The organism is Pseudomonas sp. BNK-45, assembly GCF_047456255.1.
Classification (GTDB): Bacteria; Pseudomonadota; Gammaproteobacteria; order Pseudomonadales; family Pseudomonadaceae; genus Aquipseudomonas.
Genome location: NZ_CP179909.1, coordinates 3,897,681 through 3,916,741, shown reverse-complemented (window position 1 = coordinate 3,916,741; position 19,061 = coordinate 3,897,681). Strand labels below are relative to the sequence as shown.

Genomic DNA, 19,061 nt, shown 5'->3' with positions numbered 1-19,061 from the left:
GAGGACGCCAGGCAAGGTCCTGCGGGCCTTTGCGCAGCCTCGCCGGAAGCTCGGCAGCGGCTACGCAGTGGCGACATTGGGGCGGTGCGGTCGGGCGCTCAGCTGAGCAGCACCACACCGCCCGGCAGTTCGGTGCATTTGGCGCCGTAGGCGTCGCGGATCAGCAGGGCCACGCCCGCCAGCTGGTTGAGGGTGAAACGCGCCTGGACCTTGCGCCGGCCCAGTTCGGCGTTAAGCAGCACCAGCATCCCCGGGCGGTAACGGTTGATCTCGCTGATCACCGTGTCGAGGCTGGCGTTGTCGAACACCAGCACCTGTTCGCGCCAGGCGAGGACGTTCCGGGGATCCACGGCGGTCGGCTCGCCCACCGTCTTGGCGTCGTAGGTCAGTTGCCGACCGCTGTCCAGGCGGATGCTGCGCCCGGCCACGGCCACCTGCAGGCTGCCTTCGATGCAGGTCACGCAGACCTGATGGTCAGTGTTGCGCAGGTTGAAACGGGCCTGACGGGCACTGAGCCTGCCGTCACCGGCCTGGACCTGGAGTGGCTGCTGGCGCTGGCTGAAGACTTCCACCTCGCCCTCCAGCAGTTCGAAGGCCTGTTCCCCCGGGGCCGGATCACGGCGGCTGATGCGGGTCTGGGTGTTGAGTTCCAGGCTCAGGCCCTCGGCCAGATCGACCCGGCGCTGTTCGCCGACCGCCGTGGAAAAATCCGCGGTCAACCCGGCCAGGCCTCCGGGCACCGTGTAGCTGACCATGAACAGCGCCGCCGAGGCGGCCAGCGCCCCGCCCAGAAAGGCGCGCCGCCCGAAGTGGCGCGGCCGCGATTGCTGCTCAAGCTGCACCGCCGCCGGTTGCAGGCAGTGCCACAGGGCCTTGGTCTGCTCGAAGGCCGCCGCGTGCTGCGGGCTCTGCGCGCACCACTGGCGCAGGGCACGGGCGTCGGCGGCGGTGGCCCGGCCCGACGTCAGAAGGACCAGCCAGTCCCGGGCTTCGCTCAGCAGTTGCTGGTCCGCCGAGGCCTGGGGTGGGGAGATGCTAAAAATGTTCAAGCGCGCAGGTACTCACGGATTGATCAGGGACTCTTGTCTAGGACGGTTTTCCGGCCCCGGGACCGAACCGCTGAATGACTTTTCTTTCAAGGCGCAGGGCGCAATGCCCGAGGGCGGCCTTGAGTTCCTTCTCCACCATCCGTGTGGAAATGCCGAAGCGTTGGGAGATTTCCAGGTGCGGCGCCTCTTCCAGGCGCGCGGCGATAAAGATCTGGCGCCGCCGCGCCGGCAACTCGTAGAGGGCCTTGAGCAGGGTCTGGATTTCTTTCTGCCCGCCCACCACCCGGGACGGGTCCTGGGCGTCATCGGCGATCTGCAGCAGTTCCTCGACCTCCTCGCCGGTGAGCAGGCGCGCGTCGGACTGGCGCCGATCGGCAGCGATGTTCAGGGCCATGCGGTACAGGTAGGCATTGGGCTGCAGCAGGTTCGGCGGCTCTTCCATGCGGTCGACCCGCAGGTAGGTTTCATGCAGGACGTCGTTGGCCAGGTCCTCGGACCCCAGGCGCCTGCGCAAGCGCACCCGAAAGTCCTCGTAGGACGTCAGGAACAGCCTGACCATCGTACTGTGTCCGGTATTTTTCATACCCCGGAAGCTCCTTCCCATTCCTTGCAGTCCATGCGTTTCCCTGTTGTGTCCGGTATCAAGAGTAAGGTCAGCGGCTGACGCAGCGAGCTGGGGGCCGGGCGTTCGACCCGGGTTGCCGCCAGGCGCTGCACCAGGGCTTCGTCCCGTTGCAGATCACCGGTGGAGCTCACCAGGCGACTGTGCTGCACCGTGCCATCGGCGCCGATCCACAGTTGCAGCAAGGCACGGAACGCCCCGGGTCGGGTCAAGCGCGACGCGCACAGGCTGCGCTCCACCGCCTGCTGCACGGCGCTGGCGTAGCTGCTGTTGAGCCGCGTCGCGCGGGCGCTGCTGACGCCCTGGAGCGTCGCAGGCGCCGAGGCTGGCGGCACCTGCAGGGTGAAAGCGTCGCTGCGGGCGTAACGCGCCATCAGGCCAGTGCCCGCCAACAGGCGACTCAATCCCTCGCGAGCGCTGTAGCGGCCCTTGATCCCCACCGAGCGCCGGCCCCGGGCCAGTTCCTGGTCCACCAGCACGGCCATCCCGGTCAAGCGACTGAACCGCTCCAGGGCCTGGGCCAGGTCCTGGGCCGGAATCTCCAATTCCAGCACCGCCTGGGAATCCACCCGGGGCGGCCCTTCGACCGCGGCCTGCGCCCAGGCCAGTGGCAGTGGCGCCAGCAGCACAAGGCCCAGCACACAGGTCGCCAAGCCCCCGTGCAATGAAGTCCATCGCCCGACCTGCGCGCTGTGTTGCTGCACGAGCGTCCAATCCCTGAAAAGCGTCATCCTGAGGCCAATTTATGAATCTGGTGTTACGAGCGCGGCAAAAAAACCATCACTTTTCAGGCCTGGGCTTTGCACTACACTCGGCCGCCATCGAGGCCCGATTCCGCGGGCCAGCCAGGAGGCCAGGATGAAACGTTTAAGCTGCTACACCGCTGCCCTGCTGTTGCTCAGCGCCCTGCCCTGGACGCTGCACGCCGAGGACGCCAGCGAGGGCTGCGTGGAAGTCAGCGTCGGCGGCTACAAGGCGCCCGACTACAACTGCCTGAGCAAACAGATGGGCAACAACCCGGACGCGGTGAAGGCCGCCCAGGCCAACCAGCAGGCCATGGACAAACCGGTGAACAAGCGCCCGCCGAACCAGGTGGGACTGTCGACTCCGGCGGCCACCAGCGTGCGCATGGGCAACACCTTCGGCACCTCGGTCAAGCCGCAACGGCCCTGAGTGGCCCCCCCGGGCCACTGACCGCCACCGGGCCCGTTGCCGCGGCTGGCAGCGAGCCTGGGCAGCGACAAACGCAGCGGGCGAAGATCGCCCTGCGCGCCATCGCGCACCGCGCCGCCAGCCCCTGATCGGCCACGCTCCGTATACCGGGCGTTAACCTTGATCGCGCTAGATTGCCGCGCCTTGAAACCCGGAGCCGACAAGGGCTCCGAGCACGGCACGTGGATGGCGTTCGACTAGCGGCCACCGTATCATTGGCGTTTTTTTTTGCATGTTGGAAGCATGGAAAGCTATAAAAAACTGATCTTGCAACGACCCTGCCAGAGCATTTTCCTGATCGCCCTCGCGCTGTTCATGGGGCTGCAGTACAAACCGGCAGTGCTCAACTACACCACGCGCTTCGTCGACTTTGCCGACTACATGCTGCAGCACGGCATGACGCTGTTCCCCATCGCCGACGATCTGCAGCCCTACCCCGACTACACCATTGTCAACACGGTGCTGGTCTATCTGGCCTCGCTGCCGTTCGGCCAGCTGTCGGTGCTGTCGATGGGCCTGCCCTTCTGCATCGCCGCCGCGCTGATGCTGGTGTTCATCTACAAGCTGGGGGCCCTGCATGAGCAGAAATGGGGCGTCTGCGGCGTGCTCTTTGCGCTGTTCACCTGGGCCTTTCTGGACAGCGTCAACTCCCTGGCCCTGGACATCTATCCCGCCCTGATTACCGCGGGCTGCTTCTACCTGGCCTACTCCGCCGATTTCAAGCAGCAGCGGGGACGCCTGGCGCTGGTGTTCCTCGGCCTGATCCTGGGCTTTTCCCTGCGCGGCCCCATCGGCATGATCGGCCCGGCGCTGGTGGTCGGCACCTACTACCTGCTGAGCCGGCAATGGCGGACCCTGGTCGGCTTCTCGCTGCTTTGCGGCCTGCTGTTCGCCGCCGGGGTCGCCCTGCTGGCCTGGGCCGCCCACGTGCAGGGCGGCGACGCCTTCATGCAGGAAGTGCTGGAGATGCAGGGCCTGGGGCGGATCGCCAGCGATCACTCGCCGCGCTATTACTTCTACTTCAGCGTCGGGCTGCTCACCTACAGCTTCACCGCGTTCTACGCCCTCTGCGTCATGGCCAGGAGCGGTCGCCAGTGGCTCGGCGCTCCGCCGCTGTCGGCGCCGCGCCTGCTGCTTCACCTGGGGGCGTGGTTCGTGGTGCTGATCCTGTTCTTCACCATCCCCAACTCGAAGAAGGCGCGCTATGTGCTGTCCATCACCCCGGCCATTTCCCTGCTGGCGGCCTATATCTTCATCGACCCCAACGGCGTGTTCAGCGCCACCCGCAGACGCCTGCTGCGCCTGTGCCTGAACCTGCCGACCATCGGCGCGCTCCTGGCGCTGCTGGTGCTGGGCTACAACTGCTTTGCCCCGCGGCCCTTGCAACCCAACTTCGCCGGGGTGTTCGCAAGCTTTGCCCTGCTCAGCGGCGTGCGCTACTGGATCACCCGGCAGTACGCCGCACACCGGCATTACGAGGTCATCGTCCTGGCGTTCGGCGTGGCGGCCTTCCTGCTGCTGGATGGTTTTTTCTTCAACGCCATCACCTATCACCTGGAACTGGCCAACGAGCCAACCCCCAAGTTCCTGCCTTACTGGTTCTGGTAAGGCGGGCGTCCCCCCGGGATCAGCGCCGCACCGCGAGTGCGGCCGCATCCAGGCCCGCCGAGCCCGGCCGGAAGCGGGCAACCCCGTAGATCGGCATCGTGCAAGATTTGGTAACACTCCCGAGCACCCCCGAGCATGCAACGGAACTGGCACAGTGCTGTCACATCGCAATCGGTAACGGCACAGCTCGTCCGGCGACCGGCGGCCCAGGTGGCGGCGCCGCGCACGCACGAGTGCTTGACTGCCACAGGTTACCGGCCTTGGCCTGCTGCCCCCGCGGCAAGCCCTATTCCCTCAAGGCTGAAAGAGCGAACCATGAAGCAAAACCTCCTCCTCGTATCCGTCTGTGCCGCCCTGCTGCAGGCCTGCACCCCGGTTTCCACCACTCCTGAAGGACGTCCCTCCATGCCCGCCAGCACGGCCTCCGCCAGCGCCCAGCCTGCACTGTCCGCCTACTACTGGCAGCTGGTCGCGGCCAGCGATGCGGCGGGCAAGCCCATCGCCGCCCTGGACAAGGGCATCGAGCGCCCGCTGCGCCTGACCTTCGTCGAGCAGAACCTGAGCATCAGCGGCGGCTGCAATCGCCAGTTCGGCGGCTTCGAGCATGAAAACGGCCTGCTCAAGGTGCAGCCACTGGCCTCGACCCTGATGGCCTGCGAGCCCAGCCTGATGACCCTGGACGCCGAAGTCGGGCGCCTGTTCAAGGGCGAGCTGCGCACCACCTTCGGTGGTGACGAATCGACTCCGACCCTGCAACTGACCACCCAGAACGGCACGCAGCTCAAGTTCCAGGGCCAGCCAACCGCAGAAACCCGCTACGGCAGCCAGGGCCAGACCCGCTTCCTGGAAGTGGCGGCCAAGACCGTCAAGTGCAGCCACCCGCTGATCCCCGACTACCAGTGCCTGCAAGTGCGTGAGCGACGCTACGACGCCGCCGGCCTGCAACTGCCGACCCAGGACACCTGGCACCCGCTGTATCAGTCCATCGAGGGCTACGAGCACCAGGACGGCGTGCGCAACGTGCTGCGGGTGAAGCAATACGAATGGAAGCATGCTCCCGCCGACGCCCCGTCCACGGTCTACGTGCTGGACATGGTGGTCGAGCAGGACGCCTCGGCCCAGGGCCACTGACCGGCGCCGACACCTCCCGATCGCTCACCAGCGGCGGGCAATAAAAAAGCCCCGTATCCTGCGATACGGGGCTTTTTTGCTCTGGGCGGGGTCAGGCCGTTACAGCGCCGACTGACCGCTCATGGCCAGGTCCAGCAGTTCACGGTTGGCCACCGCATACATGGCGTAGTCGGTGCCGCTGGCGGCACGGATTTCCACCAGCATCGAGCGCCAGCGCTCGACCATGCTCTGGTTCTGCTCAAGCCACAGGGCCACGCGGGCTTCCATGTCTTGCGGGCCATCGGCCATTTGCAGAACCGAGATGGTGATCGCCCGCTGCTGCCAGTCCACGTCGTCGCGGAAGGCTTCGCGCGCCGCCGCCTGCCAGTTGTTGGCCACCGGCAGATCGCTGATCTGCTGCAGGTACCACGGCAGGTCGAGGGCACTGCCCACGGCGAAGTAGGCCTTGGCCACTTCGGCGGCATCGTGACCGGTGACATCGGCGGCCTCGATGATCGGCAGCAGGGTGTACAGGTGGGTAGTGCCTGCCACCATGCGCGCCAGCAGCTCCGGCACGCCGGCTTCGACGTAGGCGGTGTAACGGCTCTGCCAGCCTTCGCGGGTCGGGCCTTCCAGCAGCTCGTCGAGCTTCAGGCCCAGGGCCGCCAGGTGCGGACCGAAGTGGGCGACATCACGCGCGGCATCCTGCTCGTTGCGCCGGCTGCGCAGGAACCAGCGAGTGGCCCGACGCCCCAGACGCATCAGCTCGTCCATCAGCTCCAGTTGCACCTGGGCCGAGACCTGGTGATCCAGGGCCTCGATCTGACGGAACCAGTGCGGCAGGTGGAAGATGTCCCGCACGATCACGTAGGCACCGGCGACGTTGGCCGGGCTCATGCCGGTGGACTCCTTCAGGCGCTGCACGAAGGTGATGCCCATGTGGTTGACCAGGTCGTTGGCGATCTGGGTGCTGACGATCTCGCGCTTCAGACGATGGCGACGCATGGCTTCGGAGAACTTGGCCACCAGGCTTGGCGGGAACGCGGTCTCCATGTCACGGGTCAGGTAGTCGTCATCCGGCACCAGGGACTTGAGCAGGGCTTCCTTGAGGTCGATCTTGCTGTAGGAAATCAGCACCGACAGTTCCGGACGGGTCAGGCCCTTGCCGGTCGCGGCGCGCTCGGTGAGCTGCTCCTCGGTCGGCAGGTACTCGATGGCCCGGTCCAGCTTGCCGCGGCCTTCCAGATCGCTCATCAGGCGCTTGTACTCGGCCGCACGCTCGTAGGCACGGCGCGCCGCCAGGGACAGGGCCTGGGTCTGCTTGTAGTTGTTGCCCAACACCAGGCCGCCGACTTCGTCGGTCATGCTGGCCAGCAGCTGGTTGCGCTGCTTGTCGGTCATGTCGCCGGCCTGCACCACTTCGTTGAGCAGGATCTTGATGTTCACTTCGTGGTCGGAGCAGTCCACGCCACCGGCGTTGTCGATGAAGTCGGTGTTGGAGCCGCCGCCATTGAGGCCGAACTCCACACGACCCAATTGGGTCATGCCCAGGTTGCCGCCCTCGCCCACCACCTTGCAGCGCAGCTCGTTGCCGTTGACCCGCAGGGCGTCGTTGGCCTTGTCGCCGACGTCGGCGTGGCTTTCGCTGCTGGCCTTGACGTAGGTGCCGATACCGCCGTTCCACAACAGGTCCACCGGCGCCTTGAGCAAGGCGTTGAGCAGCTCGGTCGGGGTCAGCTTGTCAGCCTGGATGTCGAAGCGCTCTTTCATCTGCGGCGAGATGGCAATGCTTTTGGCGCTGCGCGAGAAGATGCCGCCGCCCTCGGACATGATGCTGGTGTCGTAGTCACTCCAGGCCGAACGCGGCAGCTCGAACATGCGCTTGCGCTCGACGAAGCTGGTGGCCGGATCCGGGTTCGGGTCGATGAAGATGTGCAGGTGGTTGAACGCTGCCACCAGTTGCAGCTTGTCGGACATCAGCAGGCCGTTGCCGAACACGTCGCCGGCCATGTCGCCGATGCCGACCACGGTGATGCTGTCTTCCTGGACATTGATCCCGCGTTCGCGGAAGTGGCGCTGCACGCCGACCCATGCGCCCTTGGCGGTGATGCCCATCTTCTTGTGGTCGTAACCGGCGGAACCGCCGGAGGCGAAGGCGTCGCCGAGCCAGAAGCCGTAGTCGATGGCGATGCCGTTGGCGATGTCGGAGAAGGTCGCGGTGCCCTTGTCCGCCGCCACCACCAGGTACGGGTCATCGTTGTCGTGACGCACCACGTTGGCCGGCGGCACCAGGACGCCGTCCTTCAGGTTGTCGGTGATGTCCAGCAGGCCGGAGATGAAGATGCGGTAGCAGGCGATGCCCTCGGCCGCGATCTCGTCCCGGCTGCCGCCCAATGGCAGGCGACGGGGCAGGAAGCCGCCCTTGGCGCCCACCGGCACGATCACCGAGTTCTTCACTTGCTGGGCTTTGACCAGGCCCAGGACTTCGGTACGGAAGTCTTCTTCACGGTCGGACCAGCGCAGGCCGCCGCGGGCGACGTTGCCGAAGCGCAGGTGCACGCCTTCGACCCGTGGCGAGTAGACGAAGATCTCGAACTTGGGCACCGGCTTGGGCAGCTCGGGGATCAGGTGCGGATTGAACTTGAAGCTGAAGTAGGACTTGTTCTGGCCGTTGGCGTCGGTCTGGTAGAAGTTGGTCCGCAAGGTGGCCTTGATCAGGTCCAGGTAGCGCCGCAGGATGCGGTCTTCGTTGAGCACCTGAACGTCGTCCAGGGCGGTGAGGATCGCCTGCTCCAGACGCTGCTGCTTGTCTTCCAGGTCTTCGCTGGTGAGCTTGCGCGCCAGGTAGAAGCGGGTCTTGAACAACCGGGTCAGCTCGCGGGCAATGTCGGTGTGGTTGTTCAGGGTGCTGGCGATGTAGCCCAGGTCGAAGCCCAGGCGGATCTGCTTCAGGTAGCGGGCGTAGGCACGCAGCAGCGCCACGTCGCGCCATGGCAGGCCGGCGGTCAGTACCAGACGGTTGAACGCATCGTTCTCGGCATCGCCGCGCACGATATGGACAAAGGCGTCCTGCAGGGTGTCGTTGAGCTGCTGGATATCCAGGTTCAGGCCTTCGGCAGCGGTGAAGGCGAAGTCATGGATCCAGAACTCGCGGCCGTTGTTGTGGCGCAGGCGATACGGGAACTCACCGAGCACCCGCAGGCCGAGGTTTTCCAGGATCGGCAATACGTCGGACAGCGCCAGCGGGGTGTCGGCGTGGTACAGCTTGCAATGCAGCTCGCGCTGGCCGGACACCTGGCCCAGGGGCTGGTAGAAGCTCATCACCAGCGGATTGGCTTCGGTGAGGCTCAGCAGGTGCTGCATGTCCACCACCGCCGAGTGCGCGGCGAAACGCTCGCGGTAACCGGCCGGGAAACCTTTCGGGAAGTCCGCCAACACGTTGGTGCCGTGGGCTTCGCCGAAGCTTTCCACCACCAGGCTGGCGTAGTCGTCCTGCCAGCTGCGGCAGGCCTGCACCACTTCTTTTTCCAGCAGCAGCGGGTCGATGTCGATGCGCTGTTTCGGGTCCACTCGCAGGATCAACTGCACGCGGGCCAGCACCGACTCGGAGAAGAAGGTCCAGAATTCGCAGTCGGTGGCTTGCAGGCGATCCATCAGCACTTGCTGGATCTTCTGCCGCACTTCGGTGGAATAGATGTCGCGCGGCACGTAGGCCAGGCAGTAGCAGAAGCGACCGTAGGGGTCCTTGCGCAGGAACACGCGGATCTTGTTGCGTTCCTGGATCTGCACGATCGACATCACGGTGCTGAACAGCTCGTCCACCGGGGTCTGGAACAGATCGTCCCGAGGCAGCACTTCCAGGACCTGGGCCAGTTCCTTGCCCAGGTGCGCCTTGGCCTGGAAGCCCGAGCGCTGTTCGATGACTTCGACCTTGCGGCGGATGTAGGGAATCACCCGCACGCTTTCGCCGTACACCGACGAGGTGTAGAGGCCCATGAAGCGGCATTCCTTGATCACCTTGCCGTCGGCATCGATCTGGCGGATCGAGACGAAGTCCGGGTAGGCCGGACGGTGCACGCGGCTTGGGTGCGCGGCCTTGGCGAACGACAGCGGCGTCGGTTCGCGCAGGTAGTTGACGGCGTAGTCTTCGATGCGCAGGTCATCACTGGTCAGGCCGGCGCGCAGCAGCTTGGCCAGGCCGAGGAAGGAGCTCGGGTCATAGTCGATATGCCCGCCGTCCTGATCGGTGCCGACCACGAATTCTTCATAGCCGAGGAAGGTGAAGTGGTTGCCCACCAGCCATTCGAGGAAGCTCTTGATCTCGGTCTTTTCATCGGCAGCGATGGCGAACTGGCTGTTGTCGATGCTTTCGATCAGTTCCTGGACCTTAGCCTTCATCGGTTCGAAGTCGGCCACGGCCACTCGCACTTCGCCCAGCACCTGCTCCAGTTCCTTGCCCAGCACGCTGAGTTCGGCGGCATTGGCGCAACGGTCGATCTCCAGGTACATCAGCGACTCTTGCAGCACGCCTTCGCCCTGGGTGCCCTTGGGCAGGACTTCCAGCAGCTCGCCCTTGCTGCCACGGCGCACGCTGAGCACGGTGGTCTGCAGGGTGTGGATGCTGTAGCCGCGACGGTTGAGCTCGGTGCGTACCGAGTCCACCAGGAACGGCAGGTCGTGGTGCAGCACTTCCACCGCGGTGTGGGTCGACTGCCAGCCGTGACGTTCATAGTCGGGGTTGTAGACGCGCACTTGCGGTTGCGCGTGGTCGAAGCGCTCAAGCAGGCGCCAGGCAGAAAGGGTGCAGCCCGCCAGGTCGGACATGCGACGCTGGGTGAGTTCGTCCAGGGAAATGATGCCGAAGAATTGTTCAGCGAACAGCGCCACTTGTGGCAGTGCCTGTTCACTGATGTGCTGCGCCAGTGCCGCTTGCAGTTGGTGCTGGAAGTCGGCTTTGCTGGCTGCGGTGAAGAACGCCATCTGTGGTACTCCGCTTGGGCTTGTTATTGATGGTAGCGTCGCGTGCAAACCCCTTGCGGGGCGTTGGTGCATCCTGCTCCTGGTCTCGGGCAGAGGTCGCAGGATGCCAGGTGGATGAAGCTGGACGAGACGTGCAGGTCACATTCACCTTCCCGGGATGGGCATCTGCAAAAACGACTGGCGCCGGCATGCCGCGCAATGCCTTTACAGGTGACCATCACAAATCAGACGCAACCTATTGCACTTGAGAACAAAATGTCCGCTGCGCAGCTTAACGAGTGAAACGCGACAGCTGCTTGCGATGCTGCGACATATTCGGTCAACGGCACGCATCCGGACGCTCATGCCCTGAACAACACTAGCAGGCAGCGGGAAAAAACCAGGGTTTTTCCCCGGTTTCAGGGTACTTGCGTACCAAAAGCGACTGCCGGACCCGATGCGTCCACGACCTGTCCTCAGACAGACAGGCCAGCAGAAATTCCCCCGGGCTGGCAGAATTGCTTCTTTTTTTGCACCGCCCGGCCGCTGCCGGCCCCAGCCTCAGGAATGCCCCCATGCTGATGACCACCGCCCACCTGATCGCCAACCCCTGCGACGACGAAGAAGACAACATGGCCATGCTCTGCTGCCACAGCAGCCAGGGCGAGATGTTCCTGATGAGCCGCTACCCGGACGAGGACGAGCTGGAAATCACCCTCGACGGCGAGCCCTCGACCCTCGATGGCGTGAAGGTCACCCTGAGCCCCACCACCCTGCTGATCGAAATCGCCGCGGCCGATGCCGACGCCCTCAATGGCGCCGACCACCTGGAAATCCGCCACAGCACCGCCGCCTCGGACCTGGCCGAAGTGGAACTGACCCTGCAGAACATCCTCAAGGGCGTCGGCACCTACATCAGCCAGCTGTCCTGAGCCGCCGTCGAACCTGCGGCGGCCTCCAGATCCCTGCGTCTCCTGCGGAGCCGTGCGCAGCCTGCGGCAGCGGCTACACACCCCCGATCGGCATTGGCCTGTAGCCGCTGCTGAGCCACGGCGAAGCTGCGCAAAGGTCCGCAGGACCTTGCCTGACAATCGCCCGCCGATCCTGGGCGGCCTCAAGATCCCCGCGTCTCCTGCGGAGCCGTTCGCAGCCTGCGGCAGCGGCTACACAACCCCGATCGGCATTGCCTGTAGCCGCTGCTGAGCCACGGCGAAGCTGCGCAAAGGTCCGCAGGATCTTGCCTGACGATCGCCCGCCGATCCTGGACGGCCTCAAGATCCCCGCGTCTCCTACGGAGCCGTGCGCAGCCTGCGGCAGCGGCTACAGGGTCCTATGTTGTTCTGTAGCCGCTGCTGAGCCACGGCGAAGCTGCGCAAAGGTCCGCAGGACCTTGCCTGACGATCGCCCGCCGATCTTGGACGGCCTCCAGATCCCCGCGTCTCCTGCGCCGGCATGCCACCCATGCTGTTCGCAGCCTGGGGCAGCGGCTACAGGACCCGCCCGGGGGAATCGGTGGGCGGCGCTGTTTTTTTTCGACTAATTCGCTAAATCAGCTGTTCCCCGTTAGTCGCCGCACCCCGCTATGGATTAAAGTATCGCCCCCAGCCCCAAGGTTATTTCGACGCCCGGGGTGCACCCTCTCCAGGAACAGTCACCGATGGAACATCGTGAAGCGCTTTTGGCGCTGCGAACCTTTCTTTCAACGCAGATTCTCGGCCAGGAAAAACTCATCGAGCGCTTGCTCATCGCCCTGCTCGCCGACGGCCACATGCTGGTCGAGGGCGCTCCGGGGCTGGCCAAGACCAAGGCCATCAAAGAGTTGGCCGAAGGCATTGAAGCGCAATTCCATCGGATTCAGTTCACCCCCGACCTGCTGCCCGCCGACATCACCGGCACCGAAATCTATCGCCCGGAAACCGGCAGCTTCGTGTTCCAGCAAGGGCCGATCTTCCACAACCTGGTGCTGGCCGACGAAATCAACCGTGCCCCGGCCAAGGTCCAGTCGGCGCTGCTGGAGGCCATGGCCGAGCGGCAGGTCAGTGTCGGGCGCAGCACCTATGAACTGTCGCCGCTGTTCCTGGTGATGGCGACCCAGAACCCCATCGAGCAGGAAGGCACCTACCCGCTGCCCGAAGCCCAGCTCGACCGCTTCCTGATGCACGTCAAGATCGGTTTCCCGGACGCCGCCGTCGAGCGCCGGATTCTGCAGCAGGCCCGTGGCGAAGCCTTGAACGGCGAAACCAAGCCCGAGCGCCGGGTCAGCCAGCAGGCGATCTTCGCCGCGCGCAAGGAAATCCTCGGTCTGTACATGGCCGACGCGGTGGAGGAATACCTGGTGCAACTGGTGATGGCCACTCGCACCCCGGCCAAGTTCGACCCGGAACTGGCCGAGTGGATCGCCTACGGCGCCAGTCCCCGCGGCTCCATCGCCCTGGACCGCTGCGCCCGGGCCCACGCCTGGCTCGCCGGCCGCGACTTCGTCAGTCCGGAAGACATCCAGGCCGTGCTGTTCGACGTGCTGCGCCACCGCATCATTCTGTCCTTCGAGGCTGAAGCGGCAGGCATCGACCAGGACCGTGTGGTACAGCGCATCCTCGACGTCGTTGCCGTCGCCTGACCCCCATGACCCAGCCCGTTGCCGAACCCGGCATTCGCATCACCCTCGGTGAATTGATCGAGATGCGCCACCGCGTGCGTGAGGTGCAGCTGTTCTCCACCCCGAGCCAGCGCAGCCCGCTGATCGGCCTGCACCACTCCAAGCTGCGCGGGCGCGGCGTGGACTTCGACCAGGTGCGGGTCTACCAGGCCGGCGACGACGTGCGCACCATCGACTGGCGGGTCACCGCGCGCACCCAGGAACCCCACACCAAGCTGTTCCACGAGGAGCGCGAGCGGCCGATCTTCATCATGGTCGAGCAGAGCCGCCAGCTGTTCTTCGGCTCCGGGCTGATGTTCAAGTCGGTGCTCGCCGCCCAGGCCGCAAGCCTGATCGGCTGGGCCGCCCTGGGCCATAACGACCGGGTCGGCGGGCTGGTCTACGGCGACGACGAGCACTACGAGATCAAGCCCCGGCGCAGCAAGCAGAGCCTGTTGCAGCTGCTCAACCGCCTGGTGCGGGTCAACCAGTCGCTGCACAGCGAAGCCCAGCCCCAGCGCGATGCCCTGGGCACCGCGCTGCTGCGCGGGCGCGAAGTGCTGCGTCCCGGCAGCCTGGTGATCGTGATCTGCGACGAGCGCGCCTTGAGCGACGCCGCCGAGCAACAGCTGAGCCTGCTGTCGCGCCATTGCGACCTGCTGCTGATGCCGTTGTCCGATCCCCTCGACCACGCCCTGCCCGCCGCCGGCCTGCTGCGCTTTGCCGAACGCGGCGCGCAGCTGGAACTGGATACCCTGAACTACGAACTGCGCCAGGCCTACCGGGCCCAGAGCGAGGCGCGCATCGCCCGCTGGGAACGCCTGGCGCAAAAACTGCGGGTGCTGCTGATGCCCCTGAGCACCCAGAGCGAAATGGTCGAGCAACTGCGCGAGTACCTCAATCCGCAGCGCCCGGGAGCCGGCCGATGAGCAGCCTGGAACAACTGCAACCGCTGCTGCCGCCGCCGGATATCGGCCTGTGGCCACCGGCCCCGGGCTGGTGGGTGCTGGCGGTGGTCCTGCCGCTGCTGGGCCTGGCCCTGTGGCGCTGGCGCCACCTGTGGCCGCGCAAGACCACCCGCCCTCGCCGCGAACAGCCCCTGGACCCGGTGCGCCTGGCCGCCCTGGCGGAACTGGCGCTGTTGCCCAAGCCCTATGACGGCGCCCCGGCCGGCGCCTGGCTGCAGGCCCTCAATGCCCTGCTCAAGCGCCTGTGCCGCAACCACTATCCCTACAGCCAGAGCCATACCCTCAATGGCCGCAAGTGGCTGGCGTTTCTCGACAACCGCTGCCCCGCCGCCGGCCTGACCCGCTGGATGGTGCTGGTGGAAGGCGCCTACAAACCCGAGTGCAAGCTCGACGACAAAGCCATCGCCGGCCTGACCCAGGCGGTGGACACCTGGATTCGCAAGCATGTTTGAGTTCGCCTGGCCGTGGATCTTCGCCCTGTTGCCGCTGCCCTGGCTGCTGCGCCTGGTGCTGCCGGTGGCCGACAGCGGCGAACCGGCGCTGAAGGTGAGTTTTCTCAGTGATCTGGAAGGTCTGTCGCGGCGCCGGGCCCGGGCCCACATGCCGGCCTGGCGCCAGCAGGTCCGCTTCGTCCTGCTCTGGGTCTTGTTGCTGCTGGCCGCGGCCCGCCCGCAATGGCTGGGGGAACCGCTACCGGTGGCCGCCAGTGGCCGCGACCTGCTGGTAGCGGTGGACGTGTCCGGTTCCATGGACTTTCCCGACATGCAGTGGCAGGACGAAGACGTCAGCCGCCTGAGCCTGGTCAAGCACCTGCTGGGGGACTTTCTCGAACACCGCGAGGGTGACCGGGTTGGCCTGATCCTGTTCGGCAGCAAGGCCTATCTGCAGGCGCCCCTGACCTTCGACCGGCGCACGGTACGCATCTGGCTCGACGAGGCGAAGATCGGCATCGCCGGCAAGAACACCGCCATCGGCGACGCCATCGGTCTGGCCCTCAAGCGCCTGCGCCAGCGTCCGGCGCAGAGCCGGGTGCTGATCCTGGTCACCGACGGCGCCAACAACGGCGGCGAGATCGCACCGATCACCGCCGCCCGGCTGGCCGCCGCGGAAGGGGTGAAGATCTACCCCATCGGCATCGGCGCCGACCCGCAGGACAGCGCCACGCTCGGGGTACTGGGGCTCAACCCGAGCCTGGACCTGGACGAACCGGCGCTCAAGGAGCTGGCCGAGGTCACCGGCGGACGCTACTTCCGCGCCCATGACGGCCAGGAGCTGCAGGCCATCAAGGAAACCCTCGACCAACTGGAGCCGGTGGCCCAGCAACCGACCCAGGCCCGCCCGGCCCAGGCCCTGTACCACTGGCCCCTGGCGGCCGCCCTGCTGCTCAGCGTGCTGCTGGTGCTGCGCGAGCGCTGGCCGCACAACCCGCTGCAGCGCTTCTTCAGCGAGTCGAATTTCCTGCTGCCTGCCCATGACTGGCGCCAGCGACTCAAGCGCCTGCGCTTGCGGAGGCGTCGATGATCAGTCTCTGGCCCCACTGGTTCCGACCCGGATGGTTGCTGGTGCTGCCGCTGCTGGCCCTGCTGCTGTGGAAGCTGTGGCACCGGCAGAAGCGCGCCGGACGCTGGCAGATGATCCTGCCGCCGGCCTTTCACGCCGCCCTGCTCAGCGGCGGCAACGGCCGTGAAAGCAAGCTGCCCTGGGTGGCCCTGGGCCTGGCCTGGCTGCTGGCGGTGCTGGCCCTGCTCGGCCCCGGCTGGCAGCGCGTGGAACAGACCAGCCAGAAACCCGCCGACCCGCTGGTGGTGCTGCTGGAGCTGACCCCGCAGATGCTCGCAAGCGACGTGCCGCCCAACCGCCTGGAGCAGGCCCGGCACAAGTTGCTGGACCTGCTGCAAGCGCGCAGCGACGCCCAGACCGCGATCGTGGTCTATGCCGGCAGCGCCCACACCCTGGTGCCGCTGTCCGACGACCTGGCCACCAGCCGCAATCTGCTGGACGCGCTGAAACCGTCGATCATGCCCCAGCCCGGCCAGCGCGCCGACCTGGCCCTGCTCAAGGCCCTCAAGCTGCTGGACCAGGGCGCCCTGGGCCAGGGCCGGGTGCTGCTGATGGCCGCGTCCCTCAGCGAACAGGAGCGCCAGGGCATCCGCCAGGCCCTGAGCGGTGACGCGCCGCAGTTGCTGATGCTGGGCCTGGGCAGCCGCGACGGCGCCCCGGTGACCCTGGAAGACGGCAGCTACCTCAAGGACGACCTGGGGGCGATCCTGGTGTCGCGCCTGGACAGCCCGGACCTCAAGCAGTTCATCGGCGAGGTCGGCGGCCGCTACCGTCAGGCGCGCCTGGACGACAGCGACCTCAAGGGCCTGGGCCTGCTGGGCGGCCCCCAGGGATTGCGCAACGACGGCCAGACCCTGCGCCTGGACACCTGGGCCGACCAGGGCTACTGGCTGTTGCTGCCGCTGCTGTTGCTGGCCGCCTGCGCCGGGCGCCGGGGCTGGCTGTTCTGCCTGCCGCTGCTGCTGTTGGCCGCGCCGCAACCGAGCTACGCCTTCGACTTGCAAGACCTGTGGCTGCGTCCCGACCAACAGGGCCGGCGCCTGCTGGAGCAGCAGCGCCCGGCCGAAGCTGCGCGGCGCTTCCAGGACCCGCAATGGCAAGGCGTGGCCCTGTACGAATCCGGCAACTACAATGCCGCCGCCGAGCGCTTTGCCGAAGGCAATGACGCCCGCGCCCACTACAATCGCGGCAATGCCCTGGCCCGCAGCGGCGAACTGGAAGCGGCCCTGGACGCCTACGAGCAAGCCCTGGAACGCCAGCCGGACCTGCAACCGGCCCTGTACAACAAGGCCCTGGTGCAAAGCCTGTTGCAACAGCAGCAGGCTGCGCCGCCGACCGCGCCGCAAAAGCCGCAGAACCCCGACAGCGACGAGAGCAACAACGCCGGGCCCAGCGGCGCCGCGACCCAGCCGACCAGCGGCAGCGAACCCCCGGACAACACCGGGCAGACCGCGACCGAAACCGGCGAGGCCACGGCGCCGCCGCCACCGGGCAACGGCCACAGCGAGGTGCCCGGCAGCGAACTGGACGACCAGCACACCACCACCCCACTGCGTCCGGCCCAGGACAGCCTGGACGCCGAACACCAGCAGGCGCTGGAACAATGGCTGCGCAAGATCCCGGACGATCCGGGCGAACTGCTGAGGCGTAAATTCTGGTACGAACAGCAACAACATCAGGATCAGGGAAAAACTCGATGACCCGCTGCACCGCCGCCCTTCTGCTAGCCCTCGCGTTCTGGACTGCCCCGTCCCAGGCTGCCGGGCTGTCCGCCAGCCTGGACCGCAGCCAGGTGAACGCCGGGGAAACCGTCGAGCTGACCCTGGAGTCCACCGACGTCACCCAGTTCGGCAAGCCCGATCTCACGCCTCTGGACAGTCAGTTCGAAGTGCGCGGCACACGCCAGGTCAACCAGCTCAACAGCCTGGGCGACAACCACGCCAGCACCCGCTGGATCATCACCCTGCTGCCGCGCCAGCTCGGCACCCTGGAGATCGCCCCGCTGCAACTGGGCAATCTGCACAGCCAGGCCCTGAGCCTGCAAGTCAACGCCGGGGCGGCCCAGGACCAGGACGCCCGGCTGGAGCCGGTGTTCATCAAGGCCGAACTCGACCGCCCCAAAGTCTACGTCCAGGCCCAGGCCCTGCTGACCCTGCACATCTACCATTCGGTGCCGCTGTTCGACGACAGCAACCTCAGCCCCCTGCAACTCGACGATGCCCGGGTCGAGCAACTGGGCGAGCCGCGCACCTACGAAAAACTCATCAATGGCGTGCGTCACGGGGTGATCGAGATGCGCTACGCCCTGTACCCCCAGCGCAGCGGCCAGTTGCAGATCCCGGCGCTGACCTTCAGCGCCACCCTGGCCAACCCGGGCAACGACCAGGAACCCGCGCCCCAGGCTCCCAAGCCCGGCAAGCTGATCCATGTGAGCTCCGAGCCCATGAGCCTGGACGTGCTGGGCAAGCCCGCCGGCTATCCCGCCGACGTCCCCTGGCTGCCGGCGCGCCGCCTGGAGTTGACTGAAAGCTGGAACCCGGAGCCCGATCACCCGCAGGTCGGTGACTCCCTGACCCGCACCCTGACCCTGCGCGCCGAAGGCCTGTCCAGCACCCAACTGCCGCCCCTGCCCCAGCCCGAGGTCAACGGCCTGCGCAGCTACCCCGACCAGCCGCAACTGAGCAACCAGCACGTCGAGCAGGGCCTGCTGGGCATTCGCGAAGAGCGCCAGGCGCTGGTGCCGACCCGCACCGGCGAAGTGAATTTGCCGGGCCTGGAAGTGACCTGGTGGAACACCCAGGAAGAACGCCTGGAACTCACCCGCCTGCCGGCCCGCAGCCTGCAGGTGGCGAACAACCCGAGCCTGGTGGTGGATACCCCGGCCGGCACGCCCCAGGCCGGCAGCAACGATGGTCCGCTCTGGCCCTGGCAACTGAGCACCCTGCTGCTGGCCTGCACCACCCTCCTGGGCTTCGGCCTGTGGTGGCGGGCGCGCTCGCAACCGGCGGTGCTGCGCGCCACCCAGACCGGCCCGAGCCCGCGCTCGCTGCTGGACGACCTCAAGCGCGCCTGTCAGGCCAACGACCCGCAGACCACCCGCCAGGCCCTGGACGCCTGGGCGCGCCAGCAACCGGAAACCCTGGCCGACATGGCGGCGCGATTCATCCCGCTGTCCGATGCCCTGGACGGCCTCAACGGCGCCCTCTACAGCGAAACCGGCCAGTATTGGCAAGGTGAGGAGCTGTGGCGGGCAATCCGCGCCATTCCTATCAACGAGCGGGTCCAGGACCCGTTGACGGACACCACCAGCCTGCCACCGCTCTACCCCAAATAACGGC

The 19,061-nt window shown here is 66.5% G+C and carries 14 protein-coding genes; 10 read left to right on the top strand and 4 right to left on the bottom strand.

What is annotated here, in order from left to right; all coding sequences use genetic code 11:
* Window positions 1-98: 98 nt before the first annotated feature.
* Genes ACMGG8_RS18110 through ACMGG8_RS18100 form a run of 3 tightly spaced genes read right to left on the bottom strand, consistent with a single transcriptional unit; the run spans window position 99 to window position 2,402 of the window.
* Complete coding sequence (locus tag ACMGG8_RS18110) at window positions 99-1,049, bottom strand: FecR family protein (RefSeq protein ID WP_414158064.1); 951 nt, start codon at window positions 1,047-1,049, stop codon at window positions 99-101.
* A 37-nt stretch (window positions 1,050-1,086) separates the two neighbouring features.
* Complete coding sequence (locus ACMGG8_RS18105) at window positions 1,087-1,632, bottom strand: RNA polymerase sigma factor (protein ID WP_060839540.1); 546 nt, start codon at window positions 1,630-1,632, stop codon at window positions 1,087-1,089.
* On the bottom strand, window positions 1,629-2,402 hold the full coding sequence (locus tag ACMGG8_RS18100) for an STN domain-containing protein (RefSeq protein ID WP_414158063.1): 774 nt from the start codon (window positions 2,400-2,402) through the stop codon (window positions 1,629-1,631). Before ACMGG8_RS18100 ends, ACMGG8_RS18105 begins: the two co-directional genes overlap by 4 nt.
* 127 nt (window positions 2,403-2,529) lie before the next feature.
* Here ACMGG8_RS18100 and ACMGG8_RS18095 point away from each other — a divergent pair, with 127 nt between their 5' ends.
* From ACMGG8_RS18095 to ACMGG8_RS18085, 3 genes are all read left to right on the top strand, one after another.
* Window positions 2,530-2,844 (top strand): hypothetical protein, encoded by a 315-nt coding sequence (locus ACMGG8_RS18095; RefSeq protein ID WP_060839541.1) that lies wholly within the window; start codon window positions 2,530-2,532, stop codon window positions 2,842-2,844.
* A 282-nt stretch (window positions 2,845-3,126) separates the two neighbouring features.
* The gene (locus tag ACMGG8_RS18090) at window positions 3,127-4,491 is read left to right on the top strand and encodes an ArnT family glycosyltransferase (protein ID WP_129406822.1); all 1,365 of its coding nucleotides are present in this window, start codon (window positions 3,127-3,129) and stop codon (window positions 4,489-4,491) included.
* 315 nt (window positions 4,492-4,806) lie between these two features.
* A complete protein-coding gene (locus ACMGG8_RS18085) occupies window positions 4,807-5,622 on the top strand; it encodes an META and DUF4377 domain-containing protein (protein WP_060839542.1) in 816 nt (271 codons plus the stop codon).
* Between the two features lie 99 nt (window positions 5,623-5,721).
* On the opposite strand, the gene ACMGG8_RS18080 is transcribed toward ACMGG8_RS18085, so the two are convergent.
* The gene (locus tag ACMGG8_RS18080) at window positions 5,722-10,581 is read right to left on the bottom strand and encodes an NAD-glutamate dehydrogenase (protein ID WP_414158062.1); all 4,860 of its coding nucleotides are present in this window, start codon (window positions 10,579-10,581) and stop codon (window positions 5,722-5,724) included.
* A gap of 554 nt (window positions 10,582-11,135) precedes the next feature.
* On the opposite strand from ACMGG8_RS18080, the gene ACMGG8_RS18075 reads away from it, so the two are divergent.
* The 7 genes from ACMGG8_RS18075 (at window position 11,136) to ACMGG8_RS18045 (ending at window position 19,057) form a co-directional block, all read left to right on the top strand.
* Window positions 11,136-11,492, top strand: coding sequence for a hypothetical protein (locus ACMGG8_RS18075; RefSeq protein ID WP_414158061.1), 357 nt, complete (start codon window positions 11,136-11,138; stop codon window positions 11,490-11,492).
* Between the two features lie 725 nt (window positions 11,493-12,217).
* On the top strand, window positions 12,218-13,177 hold the full coding sequence (locus tag ACMGG8_RS18070) for an AAA family ATPase (protein WP_060839545.1): 960 nt from the start codon (window positions 12,218-12,220) through the stop codon (window positions 13,175-13,177).
* Between the two features lie 5 nt (window positions 13,178-13,182).
* The gene (locus ACMGG8_RS18065; RefSeq protein ID WP_060839546.1) at window positions 13,183-14,124 is read left to right on the top strand and encodes a DUF58 domain-containing protein; all 942 of its coding nucleotides are present in this window, start codon (window positions 13,183-13,185) and stop codon (window positions 14,122-14,124) included.
* Window positions 14,121-14,615 carry a DUF4381 domain-containing protein gene (locus tag ACMGG8_RS18060; RefSeq protein ID WP_060839547.1) on the top strand — a complete coding sequence of 165 codons (495 nt, stop codon included), beginning with the start codon at window positions 14,121-14,123 and terminating at the stop codon, window positions 14,613-14,615. The genes ACMGG8_RS18065 and ACMGG8_RS18060 overlap by 4 nt, the downstream gene beginning before the upstream one ends.
* Complete coding sequence (locus ACMGG8_RS18055; protein ID WP_060839548.1) at window positions 14,608-15,684, top strand: vWA domain-containing protein; 1,077 nt, start codon at window positions 14,608-14,610, stop codon at window positions 15,682-15,684. The genes ACMGG8_RS18060 and ACMGG8_RS18055 overlap by 8 nt, the downstream gene beginning before the upstream one ends.
* Window positions 15,681-17,423 (top strand): vWA domain-containing protein, encoded by a 1,743-nt coding sequence (locus ACMGG8_RS18050; protein WP_108545417.1) that lies wholly within the window; start codon window positions 15,681-15,683, stop codon window positions 17,421-17,423. The genes ACMGG8_RS18055 and ACMGG8_RS18050 overlap by 4 nt, the downstream gene beginning before the upstream one ends.
* Entirely contained in the window at window positions 17,420-19,057 is a 1,638-nt protein-coding gene (locus ACMGG8_RS18045; protein ID WP_235760119.1) for a BatD family protein, read from the top strand. Before ACMGG8_RS18050 ends, ACMGG8_RS18045 begins: the two co-directional genes overlap by 4 nt.
* Window positions 19,058-19,061: the final 4 nt, after the last annotated feature.

What these genes read in the sequence shown, in the direction of transcription:
- ACMGG8_RS18105 (WP_060839540.1), bottom strand. Translation starts at nt 1,632, where the DNA reads ATGAAAAATACCGGACACAGTACGATGGTCAGGCTGTTCCTGACGTCC.
- ACMGG8_RS18100 (WP_414158063.1), bottom strand. Translation starts at nt 2,402, where the DNA reads ATGACGCTTTTCAGGGATTGGACGCTCGTGCAGCAACACAGCGCGCAG.
- ACMGG8_RS18095 (WP_060839541.1), top strand. Translation starts at nt 2,530, where the DNA reads ATGAAACGTTTAAGCTGCTACACCGCTGCCCTGCTGTTGCTCAGCGCC.
- ACMGG8_RS18090 (WP_129406822.1), top strand. Translation starts at nt 3,127, where the DNA reads ATGGAAAGCTATAAAAAACTGATCTTGCAACGACCCTGCCAGAGCATT.
- ACMGG8_RS18085 (WP_060839542.1), top strand. Translation starts at nt 4,807, where the DNA reads ATGAAGCAAAACCTCCTCCTCGTATCCGTCTGTGCCGCCCTGCTGCAG.
- ACMGG8_RS18080 (WP_414158062.1), bottom strand. Translation starts at nt 10,581, where the DNA reads ATGGCGTTCTTCACCGCAGCCAGCAAAGCCGACTTCCAGCACCAACTG.
- ACMGG8_RS18075 (WP_414158061.1), top strand. Translation starts at nt 11,136, where the DNA reads ATGCTGATGACCACCGCCCACCTGATCGCCAACCCCTGCGACGACGAA.
- ACMGG8_RS18070 (WP_060839545.1), top strand. Translation starts at nt 12,218, where the DNA reads ATGGAACATCGTGAAGCGCTTTTGGCGCTGCGAACCTTTCTTTCAACG.
- ACMGG8_RS18065 (WP_060839546.1), top strand. Translation starts at nt 13,183, where the DNA reads ATGACCCAGCCCGTTGCCGAACCCGGCATTCGCATCACCCTCGGTGAA.
- ACMGG8_RS18060 (WP_060839547.1), top strand. Translation starts at nt 14,121, where the DNA reads ATGAGCAGCCTGGAACAACTGCAACCGCTGCTGCCGCCGCCGGATATC.
- ACMGG8_RS18055 (WP_060839548.1), top strand. Translation starts at nt 14,608, where the DNA reads ATGTTTGAGTTCGCCTGGCCGTGGATCTTCGCCCTGTTGCCGCTGCCC.
- ACMGG8_RS18050 (WP_108545417.1), top strand. Translation starts at nt 15,681, where the DNA reads ATGATCAGTCTCTGGCCCCACTGGTTCCGACCCGGATGGTTGCTGGTG.
- ACMGG8_RS18045 (WP_235760119.1), top strand. Translation starts at nt 17,420, where the DNA reads ATGACCCGCTGCACCGCCGCCCTTCTGCTAGCCCTCGCGTTCTGGACT.